General features: G+C 73.1%; 8 protein-coding genes. 7 read left to right on the top strand and 1 reads right to left on the bottom strand.

Features of this window, described 5'->3' with window-relative positions; genetic code table 11:
- Nucleotides 1-36: 36 nt before the first annotated feature.
- Nucleotides 37-1,404 carry an ATP-binding protein gene (locus Q5530_RS18770; RefSeq protein ID WP_380633923.1) on the top strand — a complete coding sequence of 456 codons (1,368 nt, stop codon included), beginning with the start codon at nucleotides 37-39 and terminating at the stop codon, nucleotides 1,402-1,404.
- A 92-nt stretch (nucleotides 1,405-1,496) separates the two neighbouring features.
- Here the strand turns inward: Q5530_RS18770 and Q5530_RS18765 are convergent, their stop codons facing one another.
- Nucleotides 1,497-2,426, bottom strand: a complete 930-nt coding sequence (locus Q5530_RS18765; protein ID WP_415363894.1) for a TAXI family TRAP transporter solute-binding subunit — start codon at nucleotides 2,424-2,426, stop codon at nucleotides 1,497-1,499.
- A 141-nt stretch (nucleotides 2,427-2,567) separates the two neighbouring features.
- On the opposite strand from Q5530_RS18765, the gene dctA reads away from it, so the two are divergent.
- The 6 genes from dctA (at nucleotide 2,568) to Q5530_RS18735 (ending at nucleotide 12,742) form a co-directional block, all read left to right on the top strand.
- Nucleotides 2,568-3,941, top strand: coding sequence for a C4-dicarboxylate transporter DctA (gene dctA / locus Q5530_RS18760; RefSeq protein ID WP_415363893.1), 1,374 nt, complete (start codon nucleotides 2,568-2,570; stop codon nucleotides 3,939-3,941).
- Between the two features lie 399 nt (nucleotides 3,942-4,340).
- Nucleotides 4,341-8,879 (top strand): glutamate synthase large subunit, encoded by a 4,539-nt coding sequence (gltB, locus tag Q5530_RS18755; protein WP_415363891.1) that lies wholly within the window; start codon nucleotides 4,341-4,343, stop codon nucleotides 8,877-8,879.
- Nucleotides 8,872-10,377, top strand: a complete 1,506-nt coding sequence (locus Q5530_RS18750; RefSeq protein WP_415363889.1) for a glutamate synthase subunit beta — start codon at nucleotides 8,872-8,874, stop codon at nucleotides 10,375-10,377. Before gltB ends, Q5530_RS18750 begins: the two co-directional genes overlap by 8 nt.
- A gap of 206 nt (nucleotides 10,378-10,583) precedes the next feature.
- The gene (locus Q5530_RS18745) at nucleotides 10,584-11,081 is read left to right on the top strand and encodes a DinB family protein (protein WP_415363887.1); all 498 of its coding nucleotides are present in this window, start codon (nucleotides 10,584-10,586) and stop codon (nucleotides 11,079-11,081) included.
- 216 nt (nucleotides 11,082-11,297) lie between these two features.
- Nucleotides 11,298-12,284 carry a trypsin-like serine peptidase gene (locus Q5530_RS18740; RefSeq protein WP_415363885.1) on the top strand — a complete coding sequence of 329 codons (987 nt, stop codon included), beginning with the start codon at nucleotides 11,298-11,300 and terminating at the stop codon, nucleotides 12,282-12,284.
- Nucleotides 12,285-12,361: 77 nt separating this feature from the next.
- Nucleotides 12,362-12,742, top strand: coding sequence for a carboxypeptidase-like regulatory domain-containing protein (locus Q5530_RS18735; protein WP_415363884.1), 381 nt, complete (start codon nucleotides 12,362-12,364; stop codon nucleotides 12,740-12,742).
- The last annotated feature ends 43 nt before the right edge of the window (nucleotides 12,743-12,785 follow it).

The following is a 12,785-nucleotide window of genomic DNA, read 5'->3' as shown; positions in this document are numbered from 1 at the left end:
AGGTATGACGCGCCTCACCCCAGGGAGGTTGCCCGCGTGCTGCGCCGCCTGCTCGTCCTGATCGTGCCGCTGCTGGTGGCCCTGGTGGCGGCGCTGGGCGTGCCGCTGGCGTTCGCGGTGGCGCAGCGCGAGAGCCAGGAGACCTACCTCGACCGCCTGGGCGACGCGAGCCGCTTCGCCTCGCTGGCCGAGAACGCCCTGGCCTCCGACCGGCTGACCGCGCTGCGCGACGAGCTGATCCGCTACGACCAGCTCTACGGCATCGAGGCCGCCCTGATCGGCGCGGACGGCGACGTCGTCGCCTCGTCCCGGCAGGGGTTCGACCGGGCCGGCGACCCGCACGTGGCCACCGGCCTGGAGGCCGCGTTCAGCGGTTACCGGGGCGAGGCCGAGCAGTTCATCTGGCCGTGGGAGCGGGTGGACCTGGTCGTGGTCGAGCCGGTGGGCCGGGACAGCGAGGTGGTGGCGGCGGTGGTGACCGTCTCGCCCACGGAGGGGCTGCGGGCGGCGATCCTGCGCCAGTGGGGCGTGCTGGCCCTGATCGGCCTGGTGCCGATGCTCGCGGTGGTGGCGGTGGCCTGGCCCATGTCGCGCTGGGTGCTGCGCCCGGTCCGCAGGCTCGACGAGGCCACGGCCGCGGTCGCGGGCGGCGAGCTGGACGCGCGGGCCGACGAGGTGGGCGGCCCGCCGGAGCTGCGCCGCCTGGCGGCCAGCTTCAACGCCATGGTGGACGTGGTCGGCCGGGCCCTGCGCCGCCAGCGGGCGTTCGTCGCCGACGCCTCCCACCAGCTGCGCAACCCCCTGGCCAGCCTCCGCCTGGCGGTGGACAACCTGGCACCGCACCTCACCGACGAGGCGGGCCGCGAGGCGCAGCGCATCGCCGCCGACGAGGCCGAGGAGATGGGCCGCGTGCTGGACGCCCTGCTGGCCGCCACCCGCCTGGACAGCGCGTCGGCCGCCGAACCGGTCGACGTCGACAGCCTGCTGGCCACGCACGTCCCGGGGTGGCGGGCCCTGGCGGGGCGGGTCCGGCTGGTGGTGGACGTCCCGCCCGGCCTGCGGGTGCTGGCCCCGCCCGGCGGCCTGGGCAGCGTGCTGGACGAACTGGTCGGCAACGCGGTCCGCCTGTCCGGCGCGACGACCATCCGGCTGTGGGCCGAGCGGACCGGCGACCACACCGAACTGCACGTCACCGACGACGGCACGGGCCTGACCGCCGACGAGCGCGCCGCCGCCCTCGGCCGCTTCTGGCGCGCACCGAGGCACCAGAACGTCGCGGGCACCGGTCTGGGCCTGTCGATCTGCGCTGAACTGGTCGCCTCGGCGGGCGGCGAACTGGTGCTGCGCCCGACCGGACCGCACGGTGTGGACGCCGTGGTCCGGCTCGGTGCCGCCGGTCGGTAGGGGAGGGCACCGGGAGCGCTCCACCGCCCGGAGCGGGACGACCGCGTGGCGCGGGACGACCGCGTGGCGTGGGTCCACCGCCCGGCGGGGAACTACCGCTTGGTCGCCCGGAACCAGCGCGCCGCCCCGTGGTGCAGCGGCACCTTCCCGGTCGCGATCCCGGTGCGCACGTTGATCCGGCTCGCCTCCGGGTGCCCGGCCGCGATGCGCCCGGACTCGGTGAACACCGTCCGCGTCACCAGCTCCACCAGGTCGTCGTCCAGCGAAGTCCGCGCCAGCAGCAGGTTGGGCACGGCGAAGGTCCGGCACGGCCCCAGGTCGCCGTAGGTGGTGGCCGGGATGGTGGCCGGCACGTACGGGCCCGGGTACGCCTCGGCCAGCCGCACGGCCTCGTCGGGCAGGTTGAGCAGGCGCACCGGGACCGCGCGCAGCACGTCGTCGATGGCCGGGGTGGGGATGCCGGTCAGCGCCAGCAGGGCGTCGACCTCCCCGGCGGCCAGCCGGCGGGCGGCCTCGCTGTGCGCCATGTTCCGCGCGTCCACCCGGATGCCCAGCAGGTCGAGCAGGCGGGAGCCGGTGAACTCCGAGCCCGAGCCCACCGGCCCGAACGACACCGGCCGCCCGGCCAGGTCCGCCAGCGAGCGCACCGGCGACGAGGCGGGCACGGCCACCTGGAGGAAGCTGTCGTAGAGCCGGCCGACGGCGCTGATGCCGCCCGCGTCCTCGGCGCTGAGCGGCGCCCCCTCCAGCGGGTCCAAAGAAGACAGTCCCAGGTGGACCTCGCCCTCGCGCAGCAGCCGGACGTTCTCCACCGACGCTGCGGTCGGCCGGGCCCGGACCCGCGTCGACGGCAGCCGGTCGGCCAGGGCCGCCGCGAGCGCGCCGCCCACCTCCTGGAACACCGCGCCGTCCGGGCCGGTCGCCAGCACCAGCTCGTCGAGGGCCGGCGCGTCGGTGGACGTGCAGCCGGGCACCCCCGCCGCGAGGGCGGCGAGCAGCACCGAGCGCCGGGGGACCCGCACGCCCGCAGACTAGTCCCACCGGTGGGTGAACGGCGCGTTACGTCAGGGGGACCTGAAGTTTCCGGTGGGCTCCTTGTCCCGGGCGCGGCCTGTGCCCAGGATCACCCACCAGACCCGAGCGCCGAAGCCCCTGGAGGAGACGTGGTCAGCGCGCAAGCCCGTGAGCGCAAACCGATCTACCGGCACCTGTACTTCTGGGTCCTGGTGTCGATCGTGCTCGGCATCGTGGTCGGGTACGCCTTCCCCGCCCAGGCGTCCGGCATGAAGTGGCTGGCCGACTTCTTCGTCGCCCTGGTCAAGGTCGTCATCGCCCCGACCATCTTCTGCACGATCGTCGTCGGCATCGCGGGCCTGGGCAACCTGGCCAAGGCCGGCGGCCTGGCGCTGCGGACCATCCTGTACTTCACCGCGATGACCACGGTCGCGCTGGCCATCGGCCTGCTCGTGGTCAACGTGGTGCAGCCCGGCCACCACGGGCCGCCCATCCCGATCGACGAGGACGCGGCCTCCGGCACCCTGGAGGACGCCAAGACCGCCGAGACCGGCATCACCGGCTTCATCCTCGGCCTGGTGCCCAAGTCGTTCCTCGGCGCGTTCACCGACGGGCAGCTGATCCAGGTGCTGGTGGTCGCGGTCCTGGTCGCGGTGGCCGTGGCCGGCATGGGCAAGCGCGGCGAGCGGGTCGTGCAGGCCCTGGACACCGTCGCCAAGGTGATGTTCGGCGTCATCAAGATCGTCATGTACGCGGCGCCGATCGGCGCGTTCGGCGGCATCGCCTACACGATCGGCAAGTTCGGCGGCACGATCCTGGGCAAGCTCGCCTGGCTGATGGGGTCGTTCTACGCCACGTGCCTGCTGTTCGTCCTGGTCGTGCTCGGCGGCGTGGCCCTCTACGCCGGGTTCTCGATCTTCAAGTTCCTCCGCTACATCAAGGACGAGCTGCTGATCGTGCTGGGCACCTCGTCCAGCGAGTCGGTGCTGCCCCGGATGCTGGTCAAGCTGGAGGCCGCGGGCGCGGACAAGTCCGTGGTCGGCCTCACCATCCCGACCGGCTACTCGTTCAACCTGGACGGCACCTGCATCTACCTGACCATGGGCGCCATCTTCATCGCCCAGGCCACCGGCCACGACGTCTCGCTGGGCACCCAGATCGGCCTGCTGCTGTTCATGCTGCTGGCCAGCAAGGGCGCGGCGGGCGTCACCGGGGCCGGCCTGGTCACGCTGGCGGCCTCGCTCAGCGCGTTCGAGGCGAACAGCGCCATCCCGGCGGTCGGCATCGCCCTGATCGTGGGCATCGACCGGTTCATGTCCGAGGCGCGGGCCATCACCAACGTCATCGGCAACGGCGTGGGCGCCCTGGTCGTGGCCCGCTGGCAGGGCCAGCTCGACCGCGACCAGCTCAGGCGGGTCCTGGACAACCCCACCGAGGTCGACGTGGACGCCCTGATGGACCGCCAGCACGGTGACGACGACGGGTCCGCCGACCGCGAGCCCGCCGCCGCCGGCCACCGCTAGGCGCCGGGGTCGGGACGCACCGGGGCCGAACGGCGGTCCCGGTGCGTCCGCTCGCCGCACGCCCGTCGGGGCCGCTCAGGCGCGTTGTGCCGGACGCGCCCGGGGGTACCCGAACGGGTGCGGAGCCGTGTCAGGAGGGTCTCAGCGAAGCCCTCGGGAGGAGGGGCGGGGCGTATGCTTAACAACGCGTAACAACGCCGGCCCCACTGTCGCTCCGCGGGGTCGAATCGTTACACGTTGATGACCGAGATCACAGTAGTGGTGGTGTGGTTCGGTTTCACGACTGTTAAAGTCGCGTCAACACGCGGGCCATCGTCGTCCCGTGCCCAGCACCCGGATTCCCAGGACCTGGACACGAGGACTAGTTCGTCAGCCAGGACGACGAAGGAGGTCTGCGCAGTGATCTTCTCCGCCATCCCGTCCCCGCAGGGGCTCTACGACCCCACCGCCGAGCGCGACGCCTGCGGTGTGGCGATGGTCGCCGACATCCGGGGCCGCCGGTCGCACGACATCGTCGTCGACGCGCTCACCGCGCTGGCCAACCTGGAGCACCGCGGCGCGGCGGGCGCCGAGCCGACCAGCGGCGACGGAGCGGGCATCCTGCTCCAGACGCCCGACGCCTTCCTCCGGGAGGTGGTGGGCTTCGACCTGCCCGAGGCGGGCGCCTACGCCGCGGGCATCGCGTTCCTGCCCGCCGACGAGGGGGAGCGCGCCAGGGCGGTCGAGCTGACCGGCCGGATCGCCGCCGAGGAGGGCCTGGAGGTCCTGGGCTGGCGCGACGTGCCCACCGACCCCGACCACGCCGACGTGGGCCCCACCGCCCGCTCCGTGATGCCGCACTTCGCCATGGTCGTGGTGCGCGCCGAGGCCGACCGGCGGGGCGTCGAGCTGGACCGCCTCACCTTCGCCCTGCGCAAGCGGGTCGAGCACGAGTCCGAAGCCGCCGGCGTCGGCACCTACTTCCCGTCGCTGTCCGCCCGCACCCTGGTCTACAAGGGGATGCTGACCACGGGCCAGCTGCCCGCGTTCTTCCCGGACCTGCGCGACGAGCGCCTGGCCAGCGCCATCGCCCTGGTGCACTCGCGCTTCTCCACCAACACCTTCCCGTCGTGGCCGCTCGCCCACCCCTTCCGGTACGTGGCGCACAACGGCGAGATCAACACCGTCCGCGGCAACCGCAACCGGATGCGCGCCCGCGAGGCGCTGCTGGCCTCCGACGTCATCCCCGGCGACCTGACCAGGCTCTACCCGATCTGCGACCAGGACGGATCGGACTCGGCGAGCTTCGACGAGGTGCTGGAGCTGCTGCACCTCGGCGGCCGCAGCCTGCCCCACGCGGTGCTGATGATGATCCCCGAGGCGTGGGAGAACCACGCCTCGATGGACCCCGCGCGCCGCGCGTTCTACGAGTTCCACGCCAGCCTGATGGAGCCGTGGGACGGTCCGGCCTGCGTCACCTTCACCGACGGCACCCTGGTCGGCGCGGTGCTCGACCGCAACGGCCTGCGCCCGGCCCGCTGGTGGCAGACCGCCGACGGCCGCGTGGTGCTGGCCAGCGAGACCGGCGTGCTGGACGTCGCCCCGGAGCAGGTGGTCGCCAAGGGCCGCCTCCAGCCCGGCAAGATGTTCCTGGTCGACACCGCGCAGGGCCGCCTGGTCGACGACGACGAGGTCAAGTCGCAGCTGGCCGGCGAGCTGCCCTACGACGAGTGGCTGCACGCGGGCCTGCTGGAGCTGGACGACCTGGCCGACCGCGAGCACGTCGTGCAGAGCCACGACTCCGTGGTCCGCCGCCAGCTCACCTTCGGCTACACCGAGGAGGAGCTGCGGGTCCTGCTCGGCCCGATGGCGGTCAACGGCGCCGAGCCCCTGGGCTCGATGGGCACCGACACCCCGGTGGCCGCGCTGTCCCAGCGCTCCCGCCTGCTCTACGACTACTTCGCGCAGAGCTTCGCCCAGGTCACCAACCCGCCGCTGGACGCGATCCGCGAGGAGATCGTCACCAGCGTCTCCCGGGTGATGGGCCCCGAGCAGAACCTGCTGGAGCCGAGCGCGGCGAGCTGCCGCCACATCAAGCTCACCTACCCGGTCATCGACAACGACGAGCTGGCCAAGCTCATCCACATCAACGACGACGGCGACCTGCCGGGCTTCGCCTGCACCGTCCTGTCCGGACTGTACGAGGTGGACGGTGGCGGCCCCGCGCTGGAGGCGGCCGTCGAGCGGGTGCGCCGCGAGGCGTCCGAGGCCATCGCGAACGGCGCCCGCACCCTGGTGCTCTCCGACCGCGACTCCGACCACCGGATGGCGCCGATCCCGTCGCTGCTGCTGGTCTCCGCGGTGCACCACCACCTGGTGCGCACCAAGGAGCGCCTGCGCGTGGCGCTGGTCGTGGAGACCGGCGACGCCCGCGAGGTGCACCACATCGCCGCGCTGCTCGGCTACGGCGCCGCCGCGGTGAACCCGTACCTGGCCTTCGAGACCATCGAGGACCTGATCAACCAGGGCGCCATCACCGGCATCGAGCCGCGCAAGGCGGTCCGGAACTACGTGACGGCCCTGGTCAAGGGCACCCTGAAGATCATGTCCAAGATGGGCATCTCCACCGTCGGCGCGTACACCGCCGCCCAGGTCTTCGAGGCCGTGGGGCTGTCCAAGGACCTGCTGGCCGAGTACTTCACCGGCACGGTGTCCAAGCTCGGCGGCGCGGGCCTGGACGTGCTGGCCGAGGAGGTGGCCCTGCGCCACCGCCGCGCCTACCCGGACAACCCGGCCGCGCGCGTGCACCGCCGGCTGGAGGTGGGCGGCGAGTACGCCTACCGCCGCGAGGGCGAGCTGCACCTGTTCACGCCCGAGACGGTGTTCCTGCTCCAGCACGCCACCAGGACGGGCAAGGAGGACGTCTACCGCCGCTACACCGAGGAGGTGGAGGCGCTCGCCCGCCAGGGCGGCACGCTGCGCGGCCTGTTCACCCTCAGGACCACCGGCCGCGCGCCGGTGCCCATCGAGGAGGTCGAGCCCGTCTCCTCGATCGTCAAGCGCTTCAACACCGGTGCCATGTCCTACGGCTCGATCTCGGCCGAGGCGCACGAGACGCTGGCCATCGCGATGAACCGGCTCGGCGGCCGGTCCAACAGCGGCGAGGGCGGCGAGGACCCGGAGCGCCTGTACGACCCGGAGCGGCGCAGCGCGGTCAAGCAGGTCGCGTCCGGCCGGTTCGGCGTGACCAGCGAGTACCTGGTCAACGCCAGCGACATCCAGATCAAGATGGCGCAGGGCGCGAAGCCCGGCGAGGGCGGCCAGCTGCCCGGGTACAAGGTGTACCCGTGGATCGCGCGCACCCGGCACTCCACGCCCGGCGTGGGCCTGATCTCGCCGCCGCCGCACCACGACATCTACTCGATCGAGGACCTGGCGCAGCTCATCCACGACCTGAAGAACGCCAACGAGCAGGCCCGCGTGCACGTCAAGCTGGTCAGCGAGCTCGGCGTCGGCACGGTCGCGGCGGGCGTGGCCAAGGCCCACGCGGACGTCGTGCTGATCTCCGGCCACGACGGCGGCACCGGCGCGTCCCCGCTCAACTCGCTCAAGCACGCCGGCACGCCGTGGGAGGTCGGCCTGGCCGAGACCCAGCAGACGCTGCTGCTCAACGGCCTGCGCGACCGGATCACCGTGCAGGTGGACGGCGCCATGCGCACCGGCCGGGACGTCGTGGTCGCGGCGCTGCTGGGCGCCGAGGAGTTCGGCTTCGCCACCGCGCCGCTCATCGTCGAGGGCTGCGTGATGATGCGGGTCTGCCACCTGGACACCTGCCCGGTCGGCATCGCCACCCAGAACCCGGAGCTGCGCAAGCGCTTCACCGGCCAGGTCGACCACGTGGTCAACTTCTTCCACTTCGTCGCGCAGGAGGTCCGCGAGCTGCTGGCCGAGCTGGGCTTCCGCACCGTCGACGAGGCCGTGGGCCACGCCGAGCTGCTGGAGACCGACGCGGCCGTCGAGCACTGGAAGGCGTCGGGCCTGGACCTGACGCCGGTGTTCGCGGTGCCGCGGACGCCCTACCGGACGGCCAAGCGCAAGGTCCGCGAGCAGGACCACGGCCTCGCGCAGGCCCTGGACCGCACGCTGATCCAGCTCGCCGAGGCGGCCCTGGAGGACGCCCACCCGGTGCGGCTGGAGCTGCCGCTGCGCAACGTCAACCGCACCGTCGGCACGCTGCTCGGCGCGGAGGTGACCCGCCGGTTCGGCGGTGACGGCCTGCCGGACGACACGATCCACGTGACGTTCACCGGCTCGGCCGGCCAGTCGCTGGGCGCGTTCGTGCCGCGCGGCATCACGCTGGAGATGATCGGCGACGCCAACGACTACGTCGGCAAGGGCCTGTCCGGCGGCCGGGTCGTGGTCCGGCCCCACCCGGACGCGCCGTTCGCCGCCGAGCAGCAGGTCATCGCGGGCAACGTGATCGGCTACGGCGCCACGTCCGGCGAGATCTTCCTGCGCGGTCGCGTCGGCGAGCGGTTCTGCGTGCGCAACTCCGGCGCGCTCGCGGTGGCCGAGGGCGTGGGCGACCACGCGTTCGAGTACATGACCGGCGGCCGGGCCGTGGTGCTCGGGCCGACCGGCCGGAACCTGGCCGCGGGCATGTCCGGCGGCATCGCGTACGTGCTCGACCTCGACCCGGCGGCGGTCAACACCGCCATGGTCGAGCTCCAGCGGCCGAACGGGGACGACCTCCGCCGGCTGCGCGACGTGGTGGAGAAGCACCACAAGCTCACCGGATCCACCGTGGCCGCGTCGCTGCTCGGCGACTGGCCCCGGCGGTCCGCCGCGTTCACCAAGGTCATGCCCGGTGACTACCAGCGCGTGCTCGAGGCGATGAGGCTCGCCCGCGCGGAGGGCAGGGACGTCGACCAGGCGATCATGGAGGCTTCCCGTGGCTGACCCGTACGGTTTCCTCAAGCACCCCCGCCAGGACGCGAAGAAGCGCCCGGTCGCCGACCGGGCGGCCGACTGGCACGAGGTCTACCTCGACCCCGGCGCCGAGGCGCGCGACCAGCAGGTGCGCACCCAGGCGGCCCGCTGCATGGACTGCGGCATCCCGTTCTGCCACTCCGGGTCGGCCGGCTGCCCCCTGGGCAACCTCATCCCGGAGTGGAACGACCTGGTCCGCCGCGGCGACTGGGAGCTGGCCTCCGACCGGCTGCACGCGACGAACAACTTCCCGGAGTTCACCGGGCGGCTGTGCCCCGCGCCGTGCGAGGCGGCGTGCGTGCTGTCGATCAGCCACGACGCCGGCGGCCCGGTGGCCATCAAGCGCGTGGAGCAGACCATCGCGGACGTGTCCTGGGAGCAGGGGCTCGTGCGGCCCACCCGGGCCCACGTGTCCTCGGGCCGGAAGGTCGCGGTCGTCGGCTCCGGCCCGGCCGGCCTGGCCGCGGCCCAGCAGCTGACCCGCGCCGGCCACGAGGTCACCGTCTTCGAGCGGGACGACCGGCTCGGCGGGCTGCTGCGCTACGGCATCCCCGAGTTCAAGATGGAGAAGAAGGTCCTCGACCGGAGGCTGGCGCAGCTCCGCAACGAGGGCACCAGGTTCGTCACCGGCTGCGAGGTCGGCGTGGACGTCACCGTGGAGCAGCTGCGCGAGCGGTTCGACGCCGTGGTGCTGGCCGTGGGCGCCCTGCGGGGCCGGGACGACCGGACCACCCCGGGCCGCGACCTCGACGGCGTCCACCTGGCCATGGACCACCTGGTGCCCGCCAACCGCGCCTGCGAGGGCGACGGCGCGCCGGCGATCGACGCGGCCGGCAGGCACGTCGTCGTCATCGGCGGCGGCGACACCGGCGCCGACTGCTACGGCACGGCGGTGCGCCAGGGCGCGGCGTCGATCGTGCAGCTCGACCAGTACCCCACGCCCCCCGCCAAGCGCGACGACGAGCGCTCGCCGTGGCCGGTGTGGCCGTGGGTCCTGCGCACCTACCCCGCGCACGAGGAGGCGGGGGAGCGGCGGTTCGCCGTGGCCGTGGAGGAGTTCGTCGGCGACGAGGCGGGCCACGTGCGGCAGATCAAGCTGCGCAAGGTGCGGGTGGAGCGCGACGCCTCGGGCCGGCGCGTGGTGGTGCCGGTGACGGAGGAGGTGGAGCTCCTCCCGGCCGACCTGGTGCTGCTCGCCATCGGCTTCGAGGGCGTGGAGCACATGCCCCTGCTCGACGGCCTCGGCCTCCGGCTGACCTCGCGCGGCACCATCTCGTGCGGTTCGGACTGGCAGACGCAGGCCCCCGGCGTGTTCGTGTGCGGTGACGCCCACCGGGGCGCGTCCCTGGTGGTGTGGGCGATCGCGGAGGGCCGCTCGGTGGCCAACGCGGTGGACACCTACCTGACGGGTTCGTCCGACCTGCCGTCGCCGGTGATCCCCAACCAGCTCCCGCTCGCCGTGGTGTAGGTGTCCCGGCACCACCGATCGCCCCCGACAACGGCGTCGGGGGCGATTTTTTTTTTCGCGGTCGAGCCCGGCGATCGGGGGGCGCGGCGTTCCGGGTTCGAGTTCGGTTCCCGCCGCCGCCGCCCGAATTGCTCCGCACCGGTCCGCGCCTCATCCGAACGACGCGCGCTTGATGCCCCCGGTCGGGCCTTGAGATGCTCGCGCACATGTCCACGTTCCCGGTCGTGTCCGCCGAAGACGTCATCGACCAGCAGGTCCGGGTCCAGTTCGAGGCATTCCTCGACGAGCACCGCGGTGCGCTCAACAGGTGCCTGGACGGGCTGACCGAGGAGCAGGCGCGCCGGTCGCTGGTGCCCTCCCGGACCACGCTGCTGGGCCTGGTGAAGCACGCGACCTTCGTCGAGAGGGTCTGGTTCGACGAAGCCGTCACCCGCCGGTCCCGCGCCGAGATCGGCATCCCCGCGACACCGCACGAGTCGTTCGTCCTCGACGAGGACGACACCATCGCCACCGTCCGGCGAGCACACCGGGACGCCTGTCGGGCATCACGCCGCGCGACCGCGTCCCTCGGGCTGGACGACGTGGTCCACGGCAACCGCCGCGGCCCGCTCCCGCTGCGCTGGGTGTACCTCCACGTGCTGCGCGAACTCGCCCAGCACTGCGGGCACGCCGACATCCTGCGCGAACAGCTCGTGGGCGAGTAGCGCGGAGCACCCGCACCCGCTGCCGACCATGATCGCGCACCTGGACCAAGCGGTCTGAGCCGCTCGACGACCCGGCTCGTCAACGGCTGACCGCGCGGTCCGCCAATGCGCTCATCCCGTGCTGCCGAGCAGCGCAAATTTCCTTCACCGAGGTATCGGGACGGCCCGCGGCCCCCTCCAGCACGCCGTTGGCACCCACTCCGCAGAGGAGACCCAGTGAAGACCACCAGATCAGTCCTGCGCATCGCGACGCTCGCGTCCGGCGCGCTGCTGACCGCGTCGATCCTGGCGCCGGCGGCATCGGCCGCACCCGCCCCGGCGGGCCCCGCCAGGTCCGCCGAGCACGCGGTCAGCGACACCGGGGGCGTCACCCTGTCGGCGACCGCGCCCAGTGGGCTGCGCGGCATCGACAGCTACCGGGGCACGGGCTCGACCAGGGACGCCGTGAAGGACGGCGCCCGCGCCGTCCCCGCCGGCCACCGCATCCAGGGCTACCGGTCGCCCACCGGCGACGACTTCGGCACCCAATCCATCATCGGTGACGACAACCGGACCCGGGTCAACCCGACCACCGGCTTCCCGGCCCGCGCCACGGTCCTCATCACCCGGACCGTGAACGGCGTGGAGAACCAGCACTGCACCGGCTGGATGTTCAGCGACGACCTGGTCGTGACCGCCGGCCACTGCGTCTACAACCAGACCAGCGGCTGGTACACCGGGCAGCTCCGGTTCTACCCCGGCGCCAACGGCACCGGCAGCCGCCCGTACGGCGGCTGTTCCGCGACCACCCTCCGGTCGAACACCGGCTGGACCGTCGACGGCAGCGCCGACGCCGACTACGGCGCCGCCACCCTCGACTGCACCATCGGCAACACCGTCGGCTGGTACGGCGCCTACTGGACCACCGCCTCGCTGAACGGCACGTCCACCACCATCCAGGGCTACGGCGGCGACAAGGCCCAGCAGCAGTGGACCCACAGCGACCAGGTCCGCGTCAGCGACAGCCTGCGGCTGCGCTACGACAACGACACCGTCGGCGGCAACAGCGGCAGCGCGGTCTACACCGTCCGGGCGCCGGGCTCCTCGGGCTGCTCCGGCCAGTGCTCGCTGGCGGTCCACGCCTACGGCACCGGCGCCGACGGCCACAACAGCGGACCGCGCATCACCGAGAGCCGGTTCACCCTGATCGCCGGCTGGCGCTGAGCCGACCGGTCCGGCGCCGAGCCAACCCACCGCACCCCCGGTTCCGTCCTGGGCACGGAACCGAAGGGAGCAGAGCAATGGGACACGTCAAGGCAGTGCTGCTGGTGGGCCTCCTGGTGCTGGGCGGGTGCGGCGGTGAAGCGGGCACGTCCTCGTCCGACGGCGGGTCCCCGCGGACCCCGTCCGCCCAGGTCGCCATCACCGGCACGGTGGTGGACGACGCCGGCCGGCCCGTCGAGGGGGCGCTCGTGCAGCCGAAGTCCGTCGACGACCCGCCCCAGCCGGTACCGGAGTTGGCCGTGATCTCCGGTCCCGACGGCCGCTACGAGTGGAACCTGCCCGCCGGTCGCTACGAGTTCACCGCGACCAAGGGCGACCGGACCGGCCCGCCGGTCCAGGTCACCGCCTCGACCGGCACGATCGACGCGACCCAGGACGTACCACTCCGCCTGTCCTGAGGACGCGCCTCGGCGAGGTGTTCCAACGGTGTGCCTCGGCGAG

This window comes from Saccharothrix sp. BKS2, assembly GCF_047689505.1.
In the GTDB taxonomy this organism is placed as follows: domain Bacteria; phylum Actinomycetota; class Actinomycetes; order Mycobacteriales; family Pseudonocardiaceae; genus Actinosynnema; species Actinosynnema lopnurensis.
The sequence above is the reverse complement of the archived record's forward strand: the minus strand, read 5'-3'. Positions and strand labels throughout refer to the sequence as shown.

Excerpts from the sequence above, each read along its gene's own strand:
- Q5530_RS18745 (WP_415363887.1), top strand. The coding sequence starts at position 10,584 with ATGTCCACGTTCCCGGTCGTGTCCGCCGAAGACGTCATCGACCAGCAG.
- Q5530_RS18735 (WP_415363884.1), top strand. The coding sequence starts at position 12,362 with ATGGGACACGTCAAGGCAGTGCTGCTGGTGGGCCTCCTGGTGCTGGGC.